This is a genomic window from Cyanobacterium sp. HL-69, from assembly GCA_002813895.1.
In the GTDB taxonomy this organism is placed as follows: Bacteria; Cyanobacteriota; Cyanobacteriia; order Cyanobacteriales; family Cyanobacteriaceae; genus Cyanobacterium.
The window spans coordinates 3,076,835-3,101,490 of the sequence record CP024912.1; the positions used below are offsets into that span (position 1 = coordinate 3,076,835).

The window sequence follows — 24,656 nt, forward strand, 5'->3', positions numbered from 1 at the left end:
AAGAGGGATAATCCCTCTGTGATGAAAAAATTAATCAGCTTTGCTGTTATCTAAGTGGGAATTGCTTCTCCGGGGCGTAGTTTTGCCCATTTATTTTTTTCCTCTGTAAAGCTATCACAACCGACAACATCCCACTCAGTTTCTATATAGTCTTCACGGGTGCGAATATTGACGTTTATGGAAGGATTTTCTGGCTCAAAACTAGGATTGTTTGTTAAATGGGGTTGCTCATGTTGAGTTTCTACGGCATGATAAGTATTGCAACGATCAACGTAGTAACAGTTTACACAGATACACATAGGCTTTTTCTCCGACTGTCTCTACTTCCTAATCTAGCTTAATTTTAATAAGGTTGGTTATTTATTAATGTTTATTGCGGATTTTTTAAGACAAGTATTGCCTTTTGATTTGGATTTGTTGCCCCCTGATGCTTTTTTGGTGGGGGGAGTGGTTAGGGATGCTTTATTGCACAGGAGAAGGGATTATATTGATTTAGATTTTGTTTTACCCCATGGGGCTATTCAAACGGCGAAGTTTATTGCTAATAAGTATGGCGCTGGGTTTGTGGTGTTGGATGCGGGGCGGGAGATTGCTAGGGTGGTTTTTCCTTCGGCAACGGTGGATTTTGCTAGACAGGAGGGGGATTGTTTGGTGGATGATTTATATCGTCGTGATTTTTGTCTAAATGCGATCGCCCTTAACCTATATACTGAGGAAATAGTAGATCCCTTAGAAGGTCAAAAAGATTTAGAGAAAGGTATCATCAGAATGGTATCACCAAAAAACCTTGAAGATGACCCCCTCAGAATTTTAAGGGCTTATCGTCAAGCCTCCCAATTAGGTTTTAAAATTACCCCTGATACCCGTAAAACTTTGCAAAAATTAGCCCCTCTTCTGTCTCGGGTAGCGGCGGAAAGGGTAAAGAGTGAATTAGACTATCTCTTACAATCGAAGAATGGTTGTCATTGGTTACAATTGGCTTATGAAGATAATATATTATCCCATTGGTTAGCAAATATTACCTCAGAAAGTATTGTTAATTTATTGAAAATAGATCTAATTTTAAGTAATCTTGCACAAAAATATACCCCATTTCAAAATCTATCTTCAGAGTTTTTAGGATTAGCAAAATTATCTTGTTTAACTTCTAATGTTCCTGAATTAGTTCAAGAGGAATTAATTAATTTAAAGTGTTCTAAAAATGAGATTAAAACGGTAACTACTATTATTAAATATCTTCCTAAGTTACTTAATTTTAATTTTAATACTACCCTTAGAGAACAGTATTTTTTCTTTCTTCATGTTGGTGATACTTTTCCTTTAATAGCTTTTAGGGCAATAGCTTCTAACCCTGAAAATAAATCGACAATATATCAATTAACAGAGCGTTATTTCAACCAAAATGATTTAGTAGCCCATCCTCAATCATTGATTACAGGAAATGATCTTATAAATGAACTAAATTTTAAACCAAGTCCATTAATAAAAGAAATATTAATAGAAGTACAAATTGCCCATTTAGAAAACAAAATTAATAATAAACAAGAAGCCCTTATTTTTGCTCAAAAATATTGTAATGAAAATCTCTAATTATTTACCCATATTAGTCATATATCTAACAAGGGGCTTAAGCCCCTTGCCTTGTCATCACTCCCTCTTTCTTGTCTCTTATTCATCTGATTAATTCATCTTTTCATGAAGCCTTGCGTAGTGATTATTGATTTTGTGAAACCAAATAAAGGACAATAGAAAAATATTAAATCTTAAAAAAATGATACCTATGAAGTCAAAAAAAATAGATAATTTACCTTTAAAAGCTATTTTAGAAGATACCCTAACTATTTTCTGGGCTGAATGGTTAGATTTACGGGCAAGAATGGCTCAAATTGCCTCTACGGGGTTAATTTCACCGTTAATATATGTCCTTGCTTTTGGCTTGGGTTTGGGCAATACCATTGATAGGGTTAGCACTCCTGCGGTGGGGGATAATTATTTAGAGTTTATTTTGCCTGGGATGGTGGCGCTATCTTCCATGACGATTAGTTTTGGGGGGACTACTTTTTCCATATGTGGCGATCGCCTTTTTAGCAAAACTTTTGACGAGTTGTTATTATTACCAGTACATCCCCTTGCTTTACATTTAGGAAAAGTGTTGGCAGGAATTGTGAGGGGGTTAATGACGGCATTTTCTGTGATACTGGTGGCAATTCTGTTTACAGGGAAGGTTTTCAGTTTTATTAATCCCCTGTTTATTTTAGTTGTAATCCTCAATTGTGCTGTTTTTGCTGGAATTGGGGTAATTATCGGTTTAAGGGTCAAATCCCTTGAATCTGTGGGGCTTTACAACAACTTTTTGATCGTGCCGATGTCCTTTTTAGGAGGTACCTTTTTCTCCCCAGAAAGCCTACCGATGGTTTTAAAGGTGATTGTTTATTTACTACCCCTAACCTACACTACCACTGCTTTAAGAGCGGCGGCTTATCAACCCATCAGCGTTTTTCCTTGGTATAGTATTCCTATACTATTAGTAATTGCGATCGCACTGGCTTTTGTGGGTGCTTATCAATTTTCCCATCAACAAGAATAACTAGAGATTAGGTAGTAGGATTTAGGGGTTAGGTATTAGGTTTAATACGCACCGCCGTAAAAGCTGAAGCCTTAGCGGTTAAAAATGATTTTTAAAAAGTAAAGTACCTTTACCCTGTTGCATGGGTAAGGTATTGATGATATTTTCTTGGGCGCAATATTCCAAATCATCCACGAGATTAAGTCTCACTAATCTTTGTCCATGACTGGCGAGGGAGAATAATTTTACTAAATCATGTTGCCATTGTTGATAAAGTGCGATCGCACTAATAACCTCATCATTACCAATCATATCTATATCATAGTTGGAAATGAGCCTGGAGGCGATCTCTCCTGCGCAGATAGTATCCTCAAGGGAATAACCCCCCTCCCAACCTGAGCCCACCAACCAGACATTTTCGGGTTTTGTTTGCTCCAAAAAATCAACTACCGCCCCAAAATTAATCATCGCCCCAGTGACTACCACCTCAGCATTTTGCACCCTCTGCAAAGCCCTAGTGCCATTAGTTGTGCTAATAAACAACTGCTTATCCTTTACCACTTCAGGGGTACAATCAAGGGGAGAATTACCCATATCACAAGACTCAACCTTTTTTCCTCCTCTTTCCCCTAATCTTAACCTTTTCTCAGAAGACAAAGACTCACTCTGTGCTAATAATAAATCAATATCACTAAAAGCCCTTACCGACTCCGCCCCTGCATCTATCGCCGTCGCCATGGTAGTAGTGGCACGAAGTACATCAATAACCACAGCGCAATCAGGCACTTGATTTTCAGGAGTTGACTCAGGAGTATGATAAACAGAAATTTTCACGATGATTATTTTACCTATGCTTTCACAATCAGCAATTATATATCACCGAGGGAATCTCCGTTAGTTTAACCATTGGTGAGGGATAAAAAAGAATCTATCCCTCAATCCTAATTAAATATTGCGCATTCTAGCACTACTACGAGAGCGAGGAGAAGGGGGAGTTTGTAAAGGTTGATTGCCCGTATTTTGTGCTTCCCGTTGTTTAGCCTTTGTGGCACTACGACGCAACGCCTGTAAACGCTCTTCATATTTCTTCCGTTGATTGCGTTTAGGAGTTTGCTCAATTAAAGTTTTAAGGGCGCTACCTAAACTCTGATAAGCATTTTTCAAAGAATAACCGAAACGGGTAGCCAAAATAATTGCTTTCTCATCGGCTTCCATAGCATCCTTGAGATTCTTTTCACCATTATTTTTTTGCCAAAGACGATAACCAGAAATACCACACAAAGATAAAGCTAACAATAACAATAAACCATCTTGTACCCAAAGCTCTCCCACAGCACCCCCTAAACCAATGGCAAGGGCAGCCATTTCCCATCCTTCCTTGGGAATAGTATCATTCTGAATTCTAGCAACTTCATGCCAAAACATCAGATTTCGTTGGTCAATAGCTAAGTTTTCCCATTTTGCTAAGTCGATTTGAATTTCTACCTCATCTTTGCCTAACTCTTCACTGCGGATTAGGGGAGGATTAACTTCAGTGGAAGATTCTACCATTACCCAACTTTGCAATTCTGGGGGTAACAGGGTTTTTAATCTTCTTAATTCATTCATTTCTGCTCTGGCGGAGGATGTTGTATAAGAAGTCATATAATTATTTTACTTAACTATTATCTATAATTTTGATCTTGTTGATCTTATTCTATGGTAATCTAATCTTAATTTGAGTTGCTAAATTCTAACATGGAACGTGGTTTGTTTTGGTTGCCGTTATTAATACTCTTTTTTTGGTTAGCATGGAGCGGTAAAAATGAATACCAAAAGTTAGAAAATTATAAAGTTTGGGCAGAAAATTTTGATAAGTCTAAATATGATATTTACTCGGTATTAGGAAAAAAAGGAAATATCATTACTTGGGGCAAACCGACGGCAAAGGGAATTATCAATGAGAGTCAGTTTTGTTTAGATGACATTCAAGAAATTAATCTATTGAGCAAAGATAAAGTCGTCTCAGAAGCAGATTTATCAGAAAAAGAAGAAGCAAATTTACAGTTTATTACTAAGGAAAATAACTCTATTATTATTCCTTTTACTCAAGGTACATTGGCAGGAAAATGGTATCAATATTTGAAACGATTTTAAAGATTGTAAATAGGCGTAAATAGCTTTGTTAAATCAATTATAGCTTTTATTTTATTAAGACTATTATGAACAAGGGGTTTAAACCCCTTGCCTAAATCGATTTAATTATGCCCACTTACTTAATCTAGCTTACTTTTATCGAGCGATTACCTATCTGTAAAAAAGAATTTAGTAATAACACAAATAATATTTTGTTACTTTTACAATTAATTTGATTGAGGTTTATTAAACTATTGCCATAGCAAAATGTGATATTATTATGGAGACTTGATAAAACTCTTTACTTAGAAAATAAAAGAAAAACTTGGTTTGTTTGTGTGTTATATTTCTAATAAATAGATAAAAAATATACTTTTCTACACAATTCTGACTTAAACTTCTCATAAATTTTTCTTTTGGTTGGAAGAAGATAAAATCTTAATTCAATAGTTTTTTTATCAATAATCAATGATTCTAAAATTTATTTCTAGTGGGGAAATTCTGCAAACAGAAAGACTGTCTCATTACCTTTCGTCTTGGGTAAAAGTAATTCGTTATGTTGAGAGGCTAAAATTATTGTAAATTAATATTATGATTATTAAAAAGCCACTCTGGACACATAACCTAGAGACACAAACAAATAATTTTAAGGTTTCCCGGTTAATTTTATTGATTTTTTGAGGAAATCTTTTCCATGAACAGATATTTATAAGAGTACACTATATTAGGGATCGAGGAGTTTTGTAAATTGGATACACAAAAAGAAAGAATTTTAGTTGTTGATGATGAGGCTAGTATTAGACGGATTCTGGAGACTCGTTTATCAATGATTGGTTATGATGTGGTAACGGCTGCGGATGGAGAAGATGCGATCGCCACTTTCCACGAAACCCAACCAGACTTGGTGGTATTAGACGTGATGATGCCCAAGTTAGATGGTTATGGGGTATGTCAAGAACTACGCAAAGAATCGGACATTCCCATTATCATGTTAACAGCTTTAGGAGATGTGGCTGACCGTATCACAGGACTAGAATTGGGTGCGGATGATTATGTGGTAAAACCTTTCTCTCCCAAGGAATTAGAAGCAAGAATTCGCTCTGTATTGAGACGGGTAGATAAGGATGGAGTAGCTGGTATCCCTAGCTCTGGGGTTATTTCGGTCAATTCTATTCGCATTGATACAAATAAAAGACAGGTTTATAAAGGAGATCAAAGAATTCGCCTCACGGGAATGGAATTTAGTCTATTAGAGTTGCTAGTGAGTAAGTCTGGAGAGCCTTTTTCTCGTTCCGAAATTCTCCAAGAGGTATGGGGTTATACTCCTGAGCGCCATGTAGATACTAGGGTGGTAGATGTCCATGTTTCTCGTTTACGGGCTAAACTAGAGGAGGATCCTAGTAATCCTGAATTGATTTTAACTGCTAGAGGTACAGGATATTTATTTCAACGTATTTTAGAACCGGGAGAAAAAAGAGCTTCTAGTGGTAGTTGATAATTAGTTATCTTCTTTTGAAAGGTTATTACACCAATTCTATTTTATTTACGGAATATTAGAAAGTAGCAAAAAAACAGTTCTATTAGTAATTAATGAGGGGTGTAAAACCCTTCACTATAGATATATTTTAATTTAAAAATTAAAGTCAAGTATAGGCGTTATTATTTGTCTTCCTGCTTATTTACTGCCCCTACTTTTCAATGATTAATACCAAATCCGTGAATCAAAATATACCTTAGTTCAATTCATTGAACGATAAACTGTTAGCCTTGTAATTTATTGCAAGGCGGGGATGGCATACTCTACCATTCGGATTTGGTATAATTTGTTATCCATGCCTTAGCTCTGTAATAATGCAACGGAGTAATGGAAATATTTTCATAAAAAATAATGCCAGAAAAAATCAAATCTTCTGAAAATAGTCTTTTAAAAAATTTACCCTTAATTGCTGGTATATTGGGGGGAACTTTGTTAATGATAAATCGCTTAGTTACTCCCACTTTATTAGATTCTCAGGCTCGTTCTGATGCTTTGGGTATTATTCTATGTGCTATGTTATTATTAACCAGTATTTTAGCTAGGCAAATTCAACCAGAACCTCCTCAAAGTGTAGTATTACAAGGAGAAGAAGGCTTTGAGTTAATAGATGATCTACCTGATAAAATAAAGACAGAATTGGCTTGGGCTAGTCACTTAATTCTTACTAACACGGTTAGTAAATCAGTGCTTATTTATTATCAAGAAAAAATTCTTTTAAGAAGAGGTATTCTAGGTACAGAAAAGGAAATAAAAGTTGGGCAAATTGTAGATAGGGTTATCAAAACACAAAAGCCTGTTTATCTGGTGGATTTAAAACACTATCCTGGTAAGGTTGAGTTTGATTATTTTCCCGAAAATATACAGGGTTTGATTTGTTTACCGTTGAATGATGGGGGAGTCATGATGGTAGCCACAAATATTCCCCGTAGTTATACAAAACAAAATGAAAATTGGATCAATGGTATTGGGGCCAAAATTGCCCTTACGTTAAAGGAAGAATATGCCTAAATGTTGTTTTTGTGGTGATGGGTGTCAAAGTATAAATAAAGAGGCGATCGCCCCTAGGGATATAATTAAACTAAGTAAAAGAAACTGATTATCCTTGGTGTTAACTGTACTCAAATCTACCAACTCTATTTGTCTTTTTGGCTCAATTTTGCGAGGGCTACTAGCACGACGATTGACAGGTAAACTAGATTTAGCATTGAGATCTGGAATTTCCGTCATCCATTCCTTGGGGCGTTGCAATTCAGGGGCTTTGAGAATGTATAGCAAACGTTGAGCCTGAGTTTTGGTGTCTGTATAGGGATGGGCGCATAAACTTTGGCAAAGGGCGATCGCACTTTCACCCTCCCCCATGGCCTGATAGGCATTTACTAACCACATCTGCACTTCTCCTCCCAAACCACTATTAAGGGATACCAACTTACAAGCATCCTCCAAATATCCAACACTCTGGCGATACTGCCCAGACTCAAAAGCCGATTTGCCCTGACTATATCTTTTGGTAAATTCTTCCTGTGCAAAAGAGTTCACAATGGTTAATTGATTCAAAAACTACATTAATCACCCCAATAATGAAAATTTAGGGTGTATAGTTGATTGTACACTTTTGATTGATTGATTTGACAATCAATTATTACCAAATTCCTCTCTCAAAGAATCATCATTATCATCAGCAATACTGGCTACTAAAGTAATTATACGAGAAATCTCACTAGGATAAAGATCAGCAATAGTACGTTGGGCAGAAACCACTATCTGATTATCAAAAATACTAAAGCAAGTCTCAAAAGTACCACTCCAGTTTGTTTCTAATAACCTTTTCATCAATTCAGGTTCATTTTTGGCAGGTAAAGGTAAAACCACTGACCAAACCGTTAACAAATCATCTTCACTTTCCCCCGTCAGTTGTACAAATACCTCCACGCTACCATACTGAAATTTCCACAGATAACCCTCATCATTTTTCAGCACCATAGCGCTGTCATTTTCTTCTAGGCTATAAATAACTGTCTCGATTTCATCCTTATGATTAACCTTATAATCATCCATAATTAAATTGTCTTCCATAATAAATTTTTTTCTTATTAACGTTACTCTACTGATGAAGGCTAATTTCTGATTTAGCACCACTCAAATATTAAACCAAATTGACAATTATTTGACAATCTTGTACGTCATAACACAGAATAGGGATTATTAAAACCATTGATAATTAAGACCAAAGTATTATTTATAAATACTTTCTGCGAAACTTAGGTTATGATCAGTGCTTTATTTTATATAGCAATTATCATGGTTACGGAGTACAAGATAATCCCCCTAAATCCCCCTTAATAAGGGGGACTTGAGAATAATGAATGTATCTCATAATTATAAAAAACGCTATATTACTTTTTAAGTTAATTATTATATTTTAAATTTGTGCCACATCTAAATATTTCTACCTTAAAAGGGGCTTTATGGGGGGCTTTAGCAGGAGATTTTTTTGCGCGTTATCCCCACCAAGATTTATATTTAAATTATGATTTAGAATCTTTTTCTCCTTATTTAGAAGTTATTTTTATAGGCTTTGAAAGGATTATTAAAGATAATTCTTTTAATGTAGAAACATGGATTAAAGAGATAAAAAATAACAATTATTACATTCAAGGTTTGATCATAGCTGATAATGAACAGAATATAGTAATTCCCTTAGAAATAGCTCTTTTACCTCTAGTTTTATCCTGTTATGAAAGCAAGAATAAATTAGAACATCATCTCGATCAGTTAGATTTATCTTTAAATATTAATAATAACAATCGAGAAAACATTTTTAACTTACACTTAATTATTAACTGCATCCTTACCCATAACAACAATAATATTACTCAAGTATTTGATTTAAATAGTAGTAAAAAAATAGAAAAAGTAAAACAATTTATTAATCAGAAAAAAAATATTAACGAGCTAGAAAAAGAATTTAACCAGCACTATCATCAACAAGAAATTAGTCTTTATCAAGGAATATATAGCTTTTTATCCCTATCTAATTATGTCGAACTGTCACTACTCAGAAGCACTAACTTTAAAAATCAAAAGTCCTCTACATCAATTCTGACGGGATTTTTATTAGGCTTACATAACGGTTATCATGCCCTTCCTTTCTCTTTGAAAAAATACTTTCAACTAATACCCATCGTCAAAGAGAAAAATATAGACTTACTAAGTCAACAATTTATCGATAATTGGCAGGGAAAATATACAAAAAATCCCCTCTCTAAGTTTTGAGAAGGGAATATTATTATGGCAGTTTTTAATGTTGATGATTAAACATCATAAGGGTTTTTGCCAGAAAACTTGAGGGTGACAGGCTCAGGATTTCTGCCGATATTTCTATCTTTTTTGCCGTGGAATTCACGCCCTTCGTTCACTTTTTCAGGGAATACACCATCAGCGGGGTGGAGATATTGAACTTCACCGTTAGGATATACACGGTAAACTTTATAATCTTCCATTTTGGGCTTAAATTTGGTGCGTAATTGAGTACCTAAAGCCAAACATTGCTCTTTACGGGCAAAGTAGTATAGGTTTTCACCTTCATTCATGATTGCAGCGCCACCAGTAGGCATTTCAAATACTTGCTCTTTGCTGCTAGTCCAGGTGATGGCGTATTTTTCTTCTCTGTCAGCTGCAGAGAGTAAACCGCCCGTACTTCCGCCAAATTTAGGCATTTGACCTGTTAATTGGATTTTTTCGCTCATAGAGATATTGCTTTTATAGAAATCACATTTACTATCTAGGCAATGCTATCACTGACTTAACCCCTATTTACTATGTCTGTTATGAACTGTAACAGTTTGTTACCTTTTGTTATTTAATGGGGAACGGGGAATGGGCAATGGGCAATGGTCAAACTTCATTCTTACTCAAGGATGGGGAACTTTAATATTTATTATTAATGAGGTTAACAAAGTTGGAGAGGATTTTTAAGCCGTAATCGGAGGATTTTTCGGGGTGGAATTGCACTGCCATAAGGTTTTTATGGGCGATCGCACTTGTAACTTTTTGACTACCATGGGTAACTTCCCCTGCAATTATGCTTTTATTGGTAGGATCGACATAAAATGAATGCACAAAGTAAAGATAGGTTTCAGGGGGCAACCCAGCCCACAGAGGGTGATTAGGTTGAGTTTTTTCCATAGTATTCCATCCCATGTGCGGAATGGTTAAATTAGGCTCTGATTGTAAACGACGCACCTTACCTTTTATTACTCCTAATCCTTGCTCTTTACCTTCTTCCGAGGATTCAAAAAGGATTTGTAACCCTAAACAGATACCTAAAAATGGTGTTCCCGAGGCGATCGCACTTTTAAGAGGTTCAACTAAATTACGTTCCTTTAAATGTTGCATAGCAGGATCAAATGAGCCAACTCCCGGCAACACAATCGCCTTTGCTTGGGCTATTACATCCGCAGAATAGGTTATTTCGGGAATCGCCCCCGCCTTTTCCAAACCCTTGCATACCGAGTGCAAGTTACCCATATCATAGTCAATTACAGCAATTTTCATAGTTTTATAGAAAAGTGATTTTTTATATTTAATGGGTGGTTACAATATCTTACTTATCTCCCCCAAACTTGGAGGTAGGAGGGTTTAGTTTCTAAATCTTCTGTATTTATTCCCCCCTTATTAAGGGGGGCTAGGGGGGATCTTAAATACCTAGTCTTTCATACACTTGGTCAAGATTTTTCAAGTGCTGATTAGGATCAAAACAAGTCTTCAAATCATCCGCCGATAAATGCTTCTGAATATCAGGACTAGATTCGATTAACTTACGGAAATTGCCATCTTGGGTATTCCATGCTTGGTGAGCACACCCTTGTACAATGCGATAGGCCTCTTCTCTACTCATACCTTTTTCCACCAAAGCCAGTAAAACTTTTTGGCTGAAAATTACCCCACCATATACATTCATATTACGGAGCATATTTTTAGGATATACCAACAAGTTTTGCACTAAATTAGTGGTTTCCTTGAGCATAAAATGGATCAAAATGCAAGTATCAGGTAAGATAACCCTTTCCACAGAACTATGGGAAATGTCTCTTTCATGCCAGAGAGCAACGTTTTCAAGGGCTGCCACCGCATGACCACGGATAATTCTCGCCATCCCCGTAATACGCTCACTACGAATAGGGTTACGTTTATGAGGCATGGCAGAAGAGCCTTTTTGTCCTTTAGAGAAGTATTCTTCTACCTCCAAAACGTCCGTGCGTTGCATATTACGAATTTCCACAGAAAATCTTTCTAGGGAAGCCGCTACGAGGGCAATTTGTTGTACAAATTCGGCGTGTATATCTCTGGAAATTACCTGAGTTGATGCGGTATCAGGCTTGAGTCCTAAAAGATTACAGGCGATCGCCTCTACCCTAGGTTCAATGTTTGCATAGGTACCCACCGCCCCAGAAATTTGACCTACTGCCACATCCTGACGTAATTTTACTAAACGGTCACGGTTACGGCGCATTTCTGCCAACCAACCAGCTAACTTAAAACCGAAGGTGATAGGTTCGGCATGGATACCATGGGAACGTCCTACCATGACAGTATAACGGTGTTGCTGTGCCTGATAGCGAATTGCTTGAATTGTATCCTCCACCGCCTCTAAAATGAGATCAAGACTAGCAACCATCTGCAACGCCAAAGCAGTATCAAGCATATCAGAACTGGTCATACCCAAATGGATATAACGGCCCACATCTCCCACATACTCATTAACATTGGTCAGAAAAGCGATGACATCGTGGCGCACTTCCGCTTCAATTTCCAACACCCTGTTAACGTCAAAAGCTGCCTTTGCTTTGATTTCTTCCACTGCTTCTTTGGGAATGTTGCCCAACTCTGCTTGAGCTTCACATACCGCAATTTCCACTTGCAACCATGTTTTCAGTCGATAGTTATCAGTCCAAATTTCGCCCATTTCGGGCAATGTATAGCGTTCAATCACTGCAATTCTTTGTTTCTCTGCAAATACGACTGTTATATTTTACCTTAAGTTGGACAACTCCAAAAGAATGGACAATGGAAGATGATCAGTTATAGTCAAGTTTGTATTGACATTATCAATTATCTATCCCCACCGCTTCACTAATATTACTTAAACCTTTTCCCTGTAACCTTGTTTGTAGCCCTGTCATAATATCTTTCACTGCCCAAGGCCCTTCATATACCCAACCGCTATACATTTGTAAAAGAGTTGCCCCTGCGGTAATTTTATCCCAAGCGTCCTGAGCGTTGAAGATACCACCCACCCCGATGATGGGTAACTGTCCTTGAGTTTCTTTGTAAATAAAACGTATTACTTCGGTGGAGCGTTGTTTGAGGGGTAAACCACTGATTCCCCCTGCTTCATCTATTAATAGATTACCTGTCTCTTTGAGGATTTTGGTGGTTAGTTGCTCTTTTTTGATGGTGGTATTAGTGGCAACGATACCCGATAAATTGTAGTTTCTCGATAGGTCTAAAATAGCCCTAATATCGTCCCAGCTTAAGTCAGGGGCAATTTTAATTAAAATTGGTTTTTCCCCTTGATTTGCTTCTTGTAGGGTTCTTAAAATGGGTTCTAATTGTTCTCCCCCCTGAAGCGATCGCAACCCAGGGGTATTGGGAGAACTAACATTTATCACAAAATAGTCGGCATAGGGGCGTAAAGCCTCAAAACTGCCCAAATAATCCTGATGGGCTTCTTCTAGGGAGGTTATCTTTGATTTACATAGATTTATGCCTATAGGAATGGTTCTAGGACTTCTCTCCCATGTTTCTTTTAGTCTAAGGGCGATCGCCTCTGCCCCTTCATTATTCGCCCCCATCCTATTCAAAATAGCTTTATCCCCCTCAATGCGGAACATTCTTGGTAAAGGATTACCATATTGCCCATGGAGAGTTACTGCCCCCAATTCCGCAAAACTAAAGCCAAAATTAGCCCAAATCCCAGCCCCCACCCCATTCTTATCAAAGCCAGGAGCAAGTCCTATGGGATGGTCAAAATCTAGCCCCCAGAGGGATTGTTTAAGGGAGGGTATATCTACACAAAAAGACTTTTCAAGCTCTTTGATTGTCCATTTTCCCCAATACTTATGCCGATGGTAGTCAATTTTCGCCAAAATATCCAAACTTTGTAGATGGGCTTTTTCAGGATTACCTTTCAAAGAAGCGAAAAATAAGGGATAAAGAGGGCGAAACACATTAAGCATAGTTCAGAGCTTTTAAAAAAGACAATCTTGAAGAATATTGATCGTAGTTCATTTTACCCTGATTTTCATCATCACTTTTACACTAAATCAAAAAATGAGAAAATTTATCTCACCAAGTAACTTTTTCTCAGTAAACTAAGTAAATCACATCATATCAATATTCTTTATTGTATAAAAATATGTCTTATTCTATAACTGTTTGATTACATGGTTATAGATAAATATATATTCAATGTAAAAAGAAGTCTTTTTATCTTGATCCCTGTTTGTTTTCCTCCATAACAAGAAAAACGCAAAATTATTAAATATACAGCATTTAGAAATGTTTGTAAATATGTCTTTGTATGAAGCAATAGTTAAGACAATATAAAAAATAAATACTTATAAATATAGTCGATTTCCTCATTCTGTCTAGCTTATAAGCAAAAAAGCCTTGATCCCAGATAGTTAATAATAAAAAGAGAAGGTTTTAATAAAAAAAATATAGAGAAAGAAAATGATACCCAACAATAATAAATGCGCGTCAGCCTGTCGATATTGTCGCTTTTACCATCCAGAGGGTAGGAGAGGTGGAATGTGTGAACAATTAAATGTTTCAGTACAAGGTGCATGGAAATCTTGTAGTTTAGCAGTTTTGGCTTTCGGAGAGTCTTGGGAAACCATGCCAGAAATTGTTTTACTAGAAAAATCCTTTTCCCTCGGATGTGCTACCCCTAATATCGAAGTAAATACTCCCAAAATCACCCAATACTTACCGGAAAGTACTCCTGTCAAAGTAGAAGCTACTCTGTAATTTATCAAAATTTAGTAGGTTTATCTCGATTCCTATGTTTTTTGGTATCTAACTTTTTCCATAGTATATGGTCGCACCATTAAAATAACACCATAATTAAAACATCTTTAACAATTTATTTTCACCTTTGGGGAAACAAAATATACTTTATATAACTAACCATCGCAACAAGTTAATCATTCATAAATCATTCATATTGTTTACCCCACTAAATAGCATTATCAAACCGCCTATCACGATTAATAAAGCGATAATTCCTAGTACAGCGTCTAATTTACTGGTATCCATTTTTAAATCTTAAGGCATTAATAAATTTGCACCCCCCCTGCGAGGTAGTGTCGAGGGGGTATTGTTGTTGTCGGAGGGAGGATTTTCTATGGGGGGAGAATCCGTTATTTCTTCTGATGGTGAAGTGGGAGGTTGATAGACACTAACCAACAGATCTACTAATTGATTTCTTTGGTTTCTTGTTAAACTTTTTATTAATTCTCTGTCTTCCGTAAAAGGATTTTCGGTTAGGGTACTAAAACCTGGATACCTTTCTTGTGTCATGGTTTCGTTGTAGCCTAGGTAATCAGCGAGGGTTAGTTTCCAGTCGAGGCGAAAAACTACGGGGCGAGATTTTATGTACTCGTGATACCTAATAAAGCGACTTATTAGGGTATGTTGAGGCATTACTTCTCCCGTATTACTAGATATGTATTGATTATTTTTAGGTATTTCTGGCATTTGCTCATATATTTGTTGAGCAATGGTTTCGGGGGTGAATCTTTGGGCAAATGCGGGGGCATTCCATGACAAACTCGCCGATGGTTGCTCGATGATTTTTTCTCCATGAACAAAATGCACCCCAAAAAAAGTTATAAGTGCGATCGCACCATAACCAAACACATTAAAAGAAGTACCGCAAAAAAGACGGTACCACCGAGAAAAATTCTTTAATAACCTAGTCATCACTAATAATTTCAGGTTGAGTAAGCTCATCAGACATTTCAATAATAGCCCTTAAAACAGGCTTCATGATTTCTTCAACATTATCAAAATCTTCATAACGTCTTTGTTTAGCCCTTTTTGCAACCTGCACCGTAATCTTGTAACGATTGGAAGCCGCCTCCATTAACTCGTCACTACGAAACATAACTTGTCCAGATTCAAAGTTGTTTTTTAACATTCTTTGCTTTTATAGTTTTTGTGAAGAAAACGCACCAACAATCATTCTATCAAGTTTTGGGAAACCACACCATATTAAGCTCCCATAAACACAAAAAAGCCCGTTACATAGCAATGATGATAACGGGTAAATTAAGTCTATTATTGTATTATAGTAATATTATTCCGCATCTTTGCGTCCAGGGTTACGCGCAGGGTCTCCAGAGAGGAAGCCAAAAATAAACATTAAAATGAAAGAAGCAACCACTATATTGACAACAATTTTTAAAGTTAACATTTTATTTTCTCCTAATTATTAACAGACATTACTATATTTTACACCTCTTTCAGATTTTCTTGAACTCCAAACCAATATCCTTTTCCATAAATCGTATGAATCAAAGCTTTTTCCCCCTTCATTTCAATCTTTCTGCGTAACAGTCTGATTACCGCAGCCACCACATTACTACTTGGCGCTTGCTCCTCCGACCAAAGATGATGATATATTTGTTCTTGGGTAACTAACTGATTCGAGTGCAACAAAAAAAATTCTAATAGTCGAATTTCCTTCTCCGAAAGTTTAAGTAACCTCCCCTGACGGTAAGCCAGTTTACTATCCATATCCAACTCCAAATCATCCATGGTTAATAACTTTTTATCCCTCTCCTCTCGAAGAATCTCAACCTTTGGACTACCCCTTCTCAATAAAGCCCTTACCCTAGCCAATAATTCTCTCAATTCAAAAGGTTTCATCAAATAATCATCCGCCCCAGCATCCAATCCCAAAACCCTATCATCCAAAGTATCCTTAGCCGTCAAAAACAACACAGGAGTATCAGCCTCAGTTTTAGCTAGACTATCATTTGTACCTTTGAAACCACGCAAAGACTCACAAATACTTAATCCCGTCCTATAAGGCAACATCCAGTCCAGAATTAAAAGATCAAAAGAATCTTCCAAAACAAAACTCCATCCTTGCTCACCATCATAGGCAATTTCCACCTGATAACCTTCTTTTTTTAATACATGGGCAAGACTATCAGCCAGTTGCCTTTCATCTTCCACTAACAATATTTTAATTGACATAAAAGTTCGGCTACTTATCAATGATATACACAGAATTATCAATATTAATCATTAATTTAGCAGTTTTAGAGTTTAATGATTTTTGCCTTCTGCAAAACCAACATCGAATCATTTAACCACAAGGAAGTTCAATAAATTTTTGCCCAGAAAATAATCCATAAGGTTTAGAATGTGTAGAGACAAAATTAACTAATCATGGTATCGTTTATGGTACAAATAAAAATCAATCAAAATCCTAGTAAAACCAATTATGTCTCCTTCCCAATTTGGGCAATATGACGACAAAGAAATTGTTATCATTCATGATGATGAAGAAAGGTTTCTTGAATGTTATGTTGAAAACGAAATTAACTATCAAGGTAACAAATATCTGTTACTAATGCCCGTTGATAGCACTATTATTATCTTAACTGATGATGTGGTTGATGAGGATGATCCTGATTCTACCGAAACTGTCATTGTGGAGGATGATGATGAAATCGATGCTATTTTCGATGATGCCAAGGCTGTGTTAGGGGAGTTGAATTTATCCTTAAAACGTTCGGGAATTAGCCTTACCGCTAGTGGAGAATTACCCCCCGAAGAGGATGATGACATCATTAGTTTGGAATTAGATGATGAGGAAGAAGGGCTAGAGGTAGAGGAATTACAGTTTTTAGCTAGTTTTTATAGCTTAGAACAACGATACGATATTTGTACTCCCCTTGCTCCTATTCTCTTGATTGGCGAACAAAAATCCTCTAGCAAAGTAACGTTGTTTAATCCAGACAAGCCGGAGTTGCAAGGAATTGTCGGGGAGTTACTTTTAGACTTTAATGATGATGATTAGTTTTTGATATTTACAGAAAGTATTAAATTCAATATTTGATAAGGGGGATTACACCCCCTGCTTTGAAACCCATCAAAACTATTTTTTAGCCATTAGCTAATGTAGCTGTATTTTGAGTTAATTTTAATGGAGTTAGGATAATCTAAAAATAATAACAATTAGTAATCTTACATCAGGGAATGTGAGTTATTTTTTAGATAGAAAAGTAATCAAATTTTATTGACGGTTTAGCTTTTACTTTCTTCCACTTTTATTTTTTTAATCTCAGAATAAAAAGAGGTTTCAATGACTTGATTTTTACTTTTTACGACAGTATTTCTCATTCGTAAGTTATCATTTGCAAACCAAATTCTTTCTTCTACATATTGATTGTCTGCAGTGATAGTTAAAGTTAAAGAGTCATCATCGGCGATGGTATATTGTCCTTCTAATACGTGTTTATTATCAACTAAACGCCAAATTTTACCGTTTTTTAGGTCGTTGTCTTGATGGTGAATAATCATGGTGCTATTACCAGTTTTTTTGGGTTTTCCCCAGTCGGGGGAGTTATCCCAATAGGAAGTGATGATAATATTATTTTCTGGGTTTATGTCATTTTGTTGATAAATAGCTTTTGCTTGGTCGCTATTTTGTTCTAATAAGTTGATGTTTAAGTTAGCTTTGCTGTTATCTACAGCTTCTTTGTTTATATTGTAGGTGGTACGTTGAGAAAACCAACTCCCTGCAGTTTTCTCTATAAAGGTATTTATATCCATTAATCTTATATTTAGTTATTTTTTATAATAAATCGATCGCCCCTAACTGTAAATGTAGTTATTGGCAAAATTAATTATAGCGCCCTGAGATCAATGGACAATGAAAATTAAGGTGTTCGGTATCAAGTTTTATGAAGATGAATATCAATTACTATTTCTTTGCTTTAATTATCCATTCTCAATTATTAATTATTGAATATATCCCTCTATCAAAAAATCATCATCAAATCTTTGCAAGGTAATATTTTGTAATGATAAAGCATCCTTCATGGCAGTGATGCCCAAATCACCTAAGGGGTTAAAGCCCTGTTGCCCACCAATGATTTTTGGTGCCATAAAAGCCAATACCTTTTGTATATTACCAGATGCGATCGCCCTTGCCCCCAAATTACCACCACATTCCCAAAAAACAGCATTAAAACCACGACTATATAAATCATCCATCACCACCGTAGGACAAAGATTGTCAAACTCCAACACCTCCACCCCCTGTGACAATAAATGTGCCTTGAGGGCAGAATCAGAGGCTTGAGGAAGAGTATAAACCACCGTCGGTGCCATTGCCGTATCCCATAAATTACAATCAAAAGGTAAATCAAAACTAGCTGACATCACCATCCGCATAGGATTGTGAGTAGTGACACCATGAGTAGTCAAACGAGGATTATCCTTTCTGACAGTATTTCCTCCCACCACCACCGCATCGCAACTAGAGCGCAGAAAATGTACATAATCCCTAGATTTTTGGCTCGTAATCCACTTACTATCCCCCGTCGCCGTAGCAATTTTCCCATCCATGGTCATAGCATACTTTAAAATACCAAAGGGGCGCTTATGAATTACTCGATGAATAAAAGCCTCATTTAATTGTCGACAGGCTTCTTCCTCCACCCCCACTTTTACATCTATACCAGCAGACACCAAACGCTTTATACCACCCCCTGCAACCCTTTCATCGGGATCCACCATGCCCACCACCACCTGACTAATTCCTGCCTGAATGATAGCCTCTGTGCAAGGGGGAGTTTTTCCGTAATGATTACAGGGTTCAAGGTTAACGTAAATAGTCGCCCCCATAGCATCCTCTCCAGCCTCCTTTAGGGCAAAAACTTCGGCATGGGGTAATCCCGCCTGAGGATGGAAGCCCCTGCCCACAATCTGACCATTTTTAACCACCACTGCACCCACCAAAGGATTAGGAGAGGTTTTTCCCAGTGCTTTTTTTGCTAAGGTTAAGCACTCATGGATCATTTGTTGATCAAAGTTATTCATAACTCAATGATAGAGAGGATAAATCAAACATTAAAAACTCTGTAACCCTGATGTAACATAAACTGTAGTGATTTTCAAAAAAAAGTTTTACAAAACTTTCCCTTATGCCTTATGATTGATAAGTGGTCAACTTTACTATTATGCCGTAACTAATCCATGAAAGACAAGGTCGGTAATAGTAAAAGGCGAGTTTATTATGCGAAAAACTCAAAAAAATGACCAAGATTTACGCACTATTATGTATAATTTTAAATCCCTAGATCTTATTAACTAATCTAGTATAGATAATTATTGTCTTATGCAACCTTTACCCAAAAATATTGATACAATCCGTGTTTATTTGAAAGAAATTGGTCGAATTCCTCTATTAACTCAAGAGGAAGAGATTATTTATGCTAAACATATTCAAGAGCTAGTCAGCCTTGAGAAAAAGAAAGAAACCCTTGCTAAAAAACTTGAAAAAGAACCTACTTTAGAAGAATGGGCAAAGGCTGCCAAAATTTCTGAAAAAAATTTAAATATTAAAATTACTCAGGGCGAAAAAGCTAAACGTCGCATGGTGGAAGCCAACTTGCGTTTAGTAGTATCCATCGCCAAAAAATACCTCAAACGTAATTTAGATCTCCTTGATTTAATCCAAGAAGGCACCATTGGGATGCAAAGGGGTGTGGAAAAATTTGACCCCACCAAAGGTTATCGTTTCTCTACCTATGCTTATTGGTGGATTCGTCAAGCTATTACAAGGGCGATCGCAGAGAAAAGTAGAGCAATCCGCTTACCTTTACATATTACTGAAAAATTAAACAAAATTCGCCAAACTCAAAGAAGATTATCAGAAGAAAAAGGTCGTCCTGCAACCATTGCCGAATTAGCCCAAGAGCTAGACTTAAGCCCCGAACAAGTTAGGGAATATCTTGGCAAAGCCCGTCAACCCCTCTCCCTCGATCTCAAAGTAGGAGACAATAACGACACTGAGTTAGGAGAATTATTAGAAGATAAAGGACAATCTCCCGAAGACTTCACCGACTATTCTTGTCTTCAATTTGACCTCAAAAAAATGATGTCCGAATTAACCCAACAACAACAAGACGTAATTAGATTACGTTATGGGTTAGAAGACGGCAAACCTCTTACCCTTTCAAAAATCGGTGACATTCTCAGCATCTCCCGCGAAAGAGTTAGGCAAATCGAAAGAGAAGCCCTCACCAAGTTGAGAAAGCGCAAAGAAGTAATTCAAGAATATATCGCTAGTTAAATATTTTTTTGACCTCCACATTGGGGGTTTTTTTTGTAGCAAAGAATACCTTTACAAAATCTGCCCCATAAAAATCTAATCTTTAGACTCAGGACGCTTAAATTGAGAAGCCGCAGGAAACGGAAGCACAGGCTCATTCTCTAAAGCCATATTCATAAATTGTCGCCATACAGGGGCTGCTGTTCCTCCTCCTGTGACTCCTCGCCCTAGGGTACGGTTAAAGTCATCATTGCCAATCCAAACCGCCACGGATAATTGGGGTACATAACCCACAAACCAAACATCTCGCTCTCCGCTAGTGGTACCCGTTTTACCCGCCGCTGGTCTGCCAATATTGGCCGCCGGGGCTGTTCCCCCCGGACGCAGTACATTTTGTAATATAGTGGTGAGGGATGCCGTTGACCATTCGTCCAAGACTAATTGGGGTTTGGGGGTATTATCAATAATAACATTGCCATTATTATCGGTAACTTGTAAAATCATGGTGGTATCAGACTTCCAGCCATTGTTGGCAAAGGTTGCATAGGCACTCGCCATTTCCATGGGGGTAATACCAATGGGGCCAAGGGGAAGGGACACCACGGGCTGTAAAGGGCTTTCTATACCCAAAGTTCGAGTCAAATCAATGACTCTATCAAGACCTATTTCTTGACCTACAACCACCGCTGGAATATTTAAAGAAACAGTGAGGGCTTGGTTAATGCTAACATCGCCCCCTCCCATGTCACCGCCATAGTTTTCGGGGCGATAAATCCCAGAGCCATCTCGAAAGCCTTTGGAGTAGTTAGCCACGCTACTGCTAGGAGTATATTTGCCACTGGCAAAGGCTTCATAAAATACGAAAGGTTTAAAAGCTGAACCGGGTTGACGACGAGAGTGTAACACTCGGTTAAATTGGCTGGTTTCGTAGTCGATGCCCCCCACCACAGCTTTAACGAAATGGGTACGAGGATCGATCGCCACTAGAGCCATTTGATCCGCTTGAACCCCTGAACGACGTAAGTTTTGGTGGGCGTTACGGACAATTTCTTCTGCCCGAATTTGCATATTATAATCAAGGGTTGTTTGCACATTCAAACCCCCCCGAATCAACATATCACTACCAAAACGATTAATAATATCTTCCCGCACAGCATCAGTAACGAAAGGAAGTCGGCTTCTTTGCCATGCTTGAGGTTTTCCCACTCCTAGGGGTTCTACCTTAGCCGCTTGGGCTTCTTCTTCCGTAATCCAATCTAAGTCCACCAGGCGATCGAGAACTAACGCTTGTCTTCTTTTAGCTATTTCATAGTTAGCAAAGGGACTAAAGGCTTCAGGAGCCTGAATAATACCCGCCATCATGGCAGATTCTGCCAAATTTAACTCGGAAGCAGGTTTATTAAAATAACTTTTGGCGGCGGTTTGTACCCCATAATTATTATGACCCCAATAGATATTATTAAGGTACATATCAAGAATTTCATCTTTACTAAAAACCTGCTCGATACGCAGGGCCAAAATCGCTTCTGCTAATTTCCGAGAATAACTTCTTTGGTGAGAAAGAAACATATTTTTGGCCAACTGCATAGTGAGGGTAGAAGCCCCCTCTACAACTCCTCCGCTACGATAGTTAACCAAAATCGCCCTTGCCACACTGGTAGGATTAATGCCCTCATGGTAATAAAAATTGCTGTCTTCAATGGCCAGTACAGCCCTTTTTAACTCAGGGGAAATTTCATTTAACTCCACCGTCTGCCGATGTTCCTCAGAATGAAAACTAGCCAGTAAAACTCCCTTTACATCATATACATAACTGGTTTGGGCAGGAACATGACCCCTTAAAACCCTCACATCAGGTAAATTCCGAAAACTAATCGCCAACCCCGCCAACCCCCCTGCCACCACAGAGGTAGTCAACAAAGTTAAACTGAGGAAAGTTCCCCCCGCAACCTTGGTGACACCCAACACAAACTCCTTGGCTGCGTTTATTTTTGGTCGTTTAGTTTTTAGTTTAAAAGTAGTAGAAGATGACACGGTGATTTATATATAGCGATAGGACAGGTTTTTAATAAAGCTGGGTCAAAAAAAGCATTAGAACAGCCATGGATAAATATTGGCAATGAATAACATTAAAAATAACTGCGCATGATTCTAACACAAACACTTTATAATGTATCAAGATATGACTTGACATTTAATTACAATTATTTTAAAGCAAAATTTAGTCTAACTTAACTCATGTTTGTTCTTAGCGGTTACGAATATTTTCTCGGATTTTTACTTGTCAGTAGTTTAGTGCCTATTTTAGCCTTAACTGCTTCAAAATTACTTAGACCTAGAACTGGGGGACCAGAAAGACGCACCACCTATGAATCGGGAATGGAACCCATTGGGGGCGCTTGGATTCAATTTAATATCCGTTATTATATGTTCGCCCTTGTGTTTGTGGTGTTCGATGTGGAAACTGTTTTCCTCTACCCTTGGGCTGTGGCTTTTAATACCCTCGGATTACTTGCCTTTGTAGAAGCTCTTATTTTCATCTCTATTTTGGTCGTTGCTCTCGTCTATGCTTGGCGTAAGGGTGCTTTAGAATGGTCTTAAGTAATGGATAATTATTTTTCATGATCCACACCATTATCAAAGATTCAGTCAAGATAAAATGCTTTTAACTACTCTGTACGAGCATAAGAAGTTCAAGAGTACGGTTAAAATTGAGATGGAAGCAAAGACAGCTATTAAAATAAAAAATTATTATGAACAATTCAACTCCTGATTTAGCAACTTTGGAACAAACAGCCAAAGACAAAATTCTTAATCCCATTGCCAGAAGTCAGGTTACTCAAGATTTATCAGAAAACGTCATCTTAACCACCGTTGATGATTTGCATAACTGGGCTAGGCTATCTAGTTTATGGCCAATGCTTTACGGTACTGCCTGTTGTTTCATCGAATTTGCGGCTTTGATCGGTTCTCGCTTCGATTTTGATAGATTTGGTTTAGTACCACGTTCTAGCCCCCGTCAGGCTGATTTAATTATCACTGCTGGTACTGTCACCATGAAGATGGCTCCTGCGTTGGTTAGATTGTATGAAGAAATGCCTGAGCCTAAATACGTTATTGCCATGGGTGCTTGTACCATTACTGGGGGTATGTTTAGCAGTGATTCTACCACCGCTGTGCGTGGGGTTGATAAATTAATCCCTGTGGATGTTTATATTCCTGGTTGCCCTCCTCGCCCTGAAGCGATTTTTGATGCCATTATCAAGTTAAGGAAAAAGGTGGCAAATGAATCTATCCAAGAGAGGGGTACTGTACAAAGTCAGACTAATCGTTACTATAGTACAACCCATAATCTAAAGATGGTTAAACCCATTTTAGATGGTAAATATCTTCGCAATGAGTTGTTGAAAAATCCCCCTGCAGAATTGGCGGCGGCTATGGGTATGCCCGTAAATTCAGCATTAGAAACCAGTAAAGAAAATGAGGAGGCTTAAGAGTAAATGAGTGAAGAAAATCAAGAAAGTGTAGAAACCACTGAAAATGCTGAAATTGTTGAGGCTGGAGTGGCTTCTAAGTGGTTGACGGAGAATGGTTTTGATCATCAATCTTTGGAAAAAGATCATTCTGGTATTGAGTTAATCCAAGTTGAGCCTGAATATTTGTTACCTATTTGCACGGCTTTATATGCCTATGGTTTTAATTATCTTCAATGTCAGGGGGCTTATGATTTAGGGCCTGGTAAGGAGTTGGTTAGTTTTTATCACCTGACAAGGGTTAGTGATAATGCGGATACTCCTCAAGAGGTTAGAATTAAGGTTTTCTTAAATCGTGAAGAGCCTAAAGTTCCTTCTGTGTATTGGATTTGGAGAGCGGCAGACTGGCAAGAAAGGGAGAGTTATGATATGTATGGCATTATCTATGAGGGTCATCCTAATCTTAAACGTATTTTGATGAATGAGGATTGGGTAGGTTGGCCTTTACGGAAGGATTATATTTCTCCTGATTTTTATGAGCTTCAGGATGCTTATTAACACCTTTGTTATTAATCAATTTTTGGGCGATTTTTTTGCGTTTTTATGGGA

28 protein-coding genes are annotated in these 24,656 nt (G+C 37.4%); 12 read left to right on the forward strand and 16 right to left on the reverse strand.

The window, feature by feature from the left end:
* Positions 1 to 50 precede the first annotated feature (50 nt).
* The gene (locus AA637_RS14345; protein ID WP_446683319.1) at positions 51 to 299 is read right to left on the reverse strand and encodes a Ycf34 family protein; all 249 of its coding nucleotides are present in this window, start codon (positions 297 to 299) and stop codon (positions 51 to 53) included.
* A gap of 67 nt (positions 300 to 366) precedes the next feature.
* Here AA637_RS14345 and AA637_RS14350 point away from each other — a divergent pair, with 67 nt between their 5' ends.
* Together AA637_RS14350 and AA637_RS14355 are read left to right on the forward strand one after the other, a co-directional pair.
* Complete coding sequence (locus tag AA637_RS14350) at positions 367 to 1,590, forward strand: CCA tRNA nucleotidyltransferase (protein ID WP_446683320.1); 1,224 nt, start codon at positions 367 to 369, stop codon at positions 1,588 to 1,590.
* A gap of 190 nt (positions 1,591 to 1,780) precedes the next feature.
* Positions 1,781 to 2,587, forward strand: a complete 807-nt coding sequence (locus AA637_RS14355; RefSeq protein ID WP_446683321.1) for an ABC transporter permease — start codon at positions 1,781 to 1,783, stop codon at positions 2,585 to 2,587.
* 78 nt (positions 2,588 to 2,665) lie between these two features.
* Here the strand turns inward: AA637_RS14355 and AA637_RS14360 are convergent, their stop codons facing one another.
* Both AA637_RS14360 and AA637_RS14365 read right to left on the reverse strand, forming a co-directional pair.
* A complete protein-coding gene (locus AA637_RS14360) occupies positions 2,666 to 3,400 on the reverse strand; it encodes a 2-phosphosulfolactate phosphatase family protein (protein ID WP_446683322.1) in 735 nt (244 codons plus the stop codon).
* A 111-nt stretch (positions 3,401 to 3,511) separates the two neighbouring features.
* The gene (locus AA637_RS14365; protein WP_069791866.1) at positions 3,512 to 4,210 is read right to left on the reverse strand and encodes a DUF3318 domain-containing protein; all 699 of its coding nucleotides are present in this window, start codon (positions 4,208 to 4,210) and stop codon (positions 3,512 to 3,514) included.
* Positions 4,211 to 4,303: 93 nt separating this feature from the next.
* Here AA637_RS14365 and AA637_RS14370 point away from each other — a divergent pair, with 93 nt between their 5' ends.
* The 3 genes from AA637_RS14370 to AA637_RS14380 all read left to right on the forward strand — a co-directional run bounded on the left by AA637_RS14370 (position 4,304) and on the right by AA637_RS14380 (position 7,226).
* Positions 4,304 to 4,702, forward strand: coding sequence for a hypothetical protein (locus tag AA637_RS14370; RefSeq protein WP_446683323.1), 399 nt, complete (start codon positions 4,304 to 4,306; stop codon positions 4,700 to 4,702).
* A 727-nt stretch (positions 4,703 to 5,429) separates the two neighbouring features.
* Positions 5,430 to 6,176 (forward strand): response regulator transcription factor RpaB, encoded by a 747-nt coding sequence (gene rpaB, locus AA637_RS14375; protein WP_069791868.1) that lies wholly within the window; start codon positions 5,430 to 5,432, stop codon positions 6,174 to 6,176.
* 393 nt (positions 6,177 to 6,569) lie between these two features.
* The gene (locus tag AA637_RS14380; RefSeq protein ID WP_446683324.1) at positions 6,570 to 7,226 is read left to right on the forward strand and encodes a cofactor assembly of complex C subunit B; all 657 of its coding nucleotides are present in this window, start codon (positions 6,570 to 6,572) and stop codon (positions 7,224 to 7,226) included.
* A 24-nt stretch (positions 7,227 to 7,250) separates the two neighbouring features.
* On the opposite strand, the gene AA637_RS14385 is transcribed toward AA637_RS14380, so the two are convergent.
* Together AA637_RS14385 and AA637_RS14390 are read right to left on the reverse strand one after the other, a co-directional pair.
* Positions 7,251 to 7,754, reverse strand: a complete 504-nt coding sequence (locus tag AA637_RS14385) for a tetratricopeptide repeat protein (protein WP_446683325.1) — start codon at positions 7,752 to 7,754, stop codon at positions 7,251 to 7,253.
* Between the two features lie 96 nt (positions 7,755 to 7,850).
* Positions 7,851 to 8,291, reverse strand: a complete 441-nt coding sequence (locus AA637_RS14390; RefSeq protein ID WP_446683326.1) for a YbjN domain-containing protein — start codon at positions 8,289 to 8,291, stop codon at positions 7,851 to 7,853.
* A 354-nt stretch (positions 8,292 to 8,645) separates the two neighbouring features.
* Between AA637_RS14390 and AA637_RS14395 the strand changes: the two genes are divergently transcribed.
* The gene (locus tag AA637_RS14395; protein WP_446683327.1) at positions 8,646 to 9,491 is read left to right on the forward strand and encodes a hypothetical protein; all 846 of its coding nucleotides are present in this window, start codon (positions 8,646 to 8,648) and stop codon (positions 9,489 to 9,491) included.
* Between the two features lie 38 nt (positions 9,492 to 9,529).
* Here the strand turns inward: AA637_RS14395 and psaD are convergent, their stop codons facing one another.
* The 4 genes from psaD to AA637_RS14415 form a co-directional block, all read right to left on the reverse strand.
* A complete protein-coding gene (psaD, locus tag AA637_RS14400) occupies positions 9,530 to 9,964 on the reverse strand; it encodes a photosystem I reaction center subunit II (protein WP_446683328.1) in 435 nt (144 codons plus the stop codon).
* A gap of 181 nt (positions 9,965 to 10,145) precedes the next feature.
* Positions 10,146 to 10,772, reverse strand: coding sequence for an imidazole glycerol phosphate synthase subunit HisH (gene hisH / locus AA637_RS14405; RefSeq protein ID WP_446683329.1), 627 nt, complete (start codon positions 10,770 to 10,772; stop codon positions 10,146 to 10,148).
* Positions 10,773 to 10,914: 142 nt separating this feature from the next.
* Complete coding sequence (purB, locus tag AA637_RS14410) at positions 10,915 to 12,210, reverse strand: adenylosuccinate lyase (protein ID WP_446683330.1); 1,296 nt, start codon at positions 12,208 to 12,210, stop codon at positions 10,915 to 10,917.
* Positions 12,211 to 12,325: 115 nt separating this feature from the next.
* Positions 12,326 to 13,456 (reverse strand): quinone-dependent dihydroorotate dehydrogenase, encoded by a 1,131-nt coding sequence (locus AA637_RS14415; protein ID WP_446683331.1) that lies wholly within the window; start codon positions 13,454 to 13,456, stop codon positions 12,326 to 12,328.
* Between the two features lie 496 nt (positions 13,457 to 13,952).
* On the opposite strand from AA637_RS14415, the gene AA637_RS14420 reads away from it, so the two are divergent.
* Entirely contained in the window at positions 13,953 to 14,249 is a 297-nt protein-coding gene (locus AA637_RS14420) for a hypothetical protein (protein ID WP_446683332.1), read from the forward strand.
* A 297-nt stretch (positions 14,250 to 14,546) separates the two neighbouring features.
* On the opposite strand, the gene AA637_RS14425 is transcribed toward AA637_RS14420, so the two are convergent.
* The 4 genes from AA637_RS14425 to AA637_RS14440 form a co-directional block, all read right to left on the reverse strand.
* Positions 14,547 to 15,203: a hypothetical protein gene (locus AA637_RS14425; RefSeq protein WP_446683333.1), complete on the reverse strand. Its 657-nt coding sequence runs from the start codon at positions 15,201 to 15,203 to the stop codon at positions 14,547 to 14,549.
* Positions 15,196 to 15,420 (reverse strand): DNA-directed RNA polymerase subunit omega, encoded by a 225-nt coding sequence (locus AA637_RS14430; RefSeq protein WP_069791878.1) that lies wholly within the window; start codon positions 15,418 to 15,420, stop codon positions 15,196 to 15,198. The genes AA637_RS14425 and AA637_RS14430 overlap by 8 nt, the downstream gene beginning before the upstream one ends.
* Positions 15,421 to 15,579: 159 nt before the next feature.
* Positions 15,580 to 15,696 carry a photosystem II reaction center protein I gene (locus AA637_RS14435; RefSeq protein WP_069791879.1) on the reverse strand — a complete coding sequence of 39 codons (117 nt, stop codon included), beginning with the start codon at positions 15,694 to 15,696 and terminating at the stop codon, positions 15,580 to 15,582.
* 38 nt (positions 15,697 to 15,734) lie between these two features.
* Positions 15,735 to 16,478 carry a response regulator transcription factor gene (locus AA637_RS14440; RefSeq protein WP_446684615.1) on the reverse strand — a complete coding sequence of 248 codons (744 nt, stop codon included), beginning with the start codon at positions 16,476 to 16,478 and terminating at the stop codon, positions 15,735 to 15,737.
* A gap of 256 nt (positions 16,479 to 16,734) precedes the next feature.
* Between AA637_RS14440 and AA637_RS14445 the strand changes: the two genes are divergently transcribed.
* Positions 16,735 to 17,313 carry a DUF3727 domain-containing protein gene (locus tag AA637_RS14445; RefSeq protein WP_446683334.1) on the forward strand — a complete coding sequence of 193 codons (579 nt, stop codon included), beginning with the start codon at positions 16,735 to 16,737 and terminating at the stop codon, positions 17,311 to 17,313.
* A 227-nt stretch (positions 17,314 to 17,540) separates the two neighbouring features.
* On the opposite strand, the gene AA637_RS14450 is transcribed toward AA637_RS14445, so the two are convergent.
* Together AA637_RS14450 and ribD are read right to left on the reverse strand one after the other, a co-directional pair.
* Entirely contained in the window at positions 17,541 to 18,068 is a 528-nt protein-coding gene (locus tag AA637_RS14450) for a phycobiliprotein lyase (RefSeq protein WP_446683335.1), read from the reverse strand.
* A gap of 189 nt (positions 18,069 to 18,257) precedes the next feature.
* Entirely contained in the window at positions 18,258 to 19,340 is a 1,083-nt protein-coding gene (gene ribD / locus AA637_RS14455; protein WP_446683336.1) for a bifunctional diaminohydroxyphosphoribosylaminopyrimidine deaminase/5-amino-6-(5-phosphoribosylamino)uracil reductase RibD, read from the reverse strand.
* 298 nt (positions 19,341 to 19,638) lie between these two features.
* Here ribD and AA637_RS14460 point away from each other — a divergent pair, with 298 nt between their 5' ends.
* Positions 19,639 to 20,595: an RNA polymerase sigma factor, RpoD/SigA family gene (locus tag AA637_RS14460; RefSeq protein WP_446683337.1), complete on the forward strand. Its 957-nt coding sequence runs from the start codon at positions 19,639 to 19,641 to the stop codon at positions 20,593 to 20,595.
* Between the two features lie 75 nt (positions 20,596 to 20,670).
* Here the strand turns inward: AA637_RS14460 and AA637_RS14465 are convergent, their stop codons facing one another.
* A complete protein-coding gene (locus AA637_RS14465) occupies positions 20,671 to 22,608 on the reverse strand; it encodes a transglycosylase domain-containing protein (RefSeq protein ID WP_446683338.1) in 1,938 nt (645 codons plus the stop codon).
* Between the two features lie 204 nt (positions 22,609 to 22,812).
* Here AA637_RS14465 and ndhC point away from each other — a divergent pair, with 204 nt between their 5' ends.
* The 3 genes from ndhC to AA637_RS14480 all read left to right on the forward strand — a co-directional run bounded on the left by ndhC (position 22,813) and on the right by AA637_RS14480 (position 24,605).
* On the forward strand, positions 22,813 to 23,175 hold the full coding sequence (gene ndhC, locus AA637_RS14470; protein ID WP_069791885.1) for a photosynthetic/respiratory NAD(P)H-quinone oxidoreductase subunit C: 363 nt from the start codon (positions 22,813 to 22,815) through the stop codon (positions 23,173 to 23,175).
* Between the two features lie 149 nt (positions 23,176 to 23,324).
* Positions 23,325 to 24,068, forward strand: coding sequence for a photosynthetic/respiratory NAD(P)H-quinone oxidoreductase subunit K (gene ndhK / locus AA637_RS14475; protein WP_369816760.1), 744 nt, complete (start codon positions 23,325 to 23,327; stop codon positions 24,066 to 24,068).
* A 6-nt stretch (positions 24,069 to 24,074) separates the two neighbouring features.
* Positions 24,075 to 24,605 carry an NAD(P)H-quinone oxidoreductase subunit J gene (locus AA637_RS14480; RefSeq protein ID WP_446683339.1) on the forward strand — a complete coding sequence of 177 codons (531 nt, stop codon included), beginning with the start codon at positions 24,075 to 24,077 and terminating at the stop codon, positions 24,603 to 24,605.
* The last annotated feature ends 51 nt before the right edge of the window (positions 24,606 to 24,656 follow it).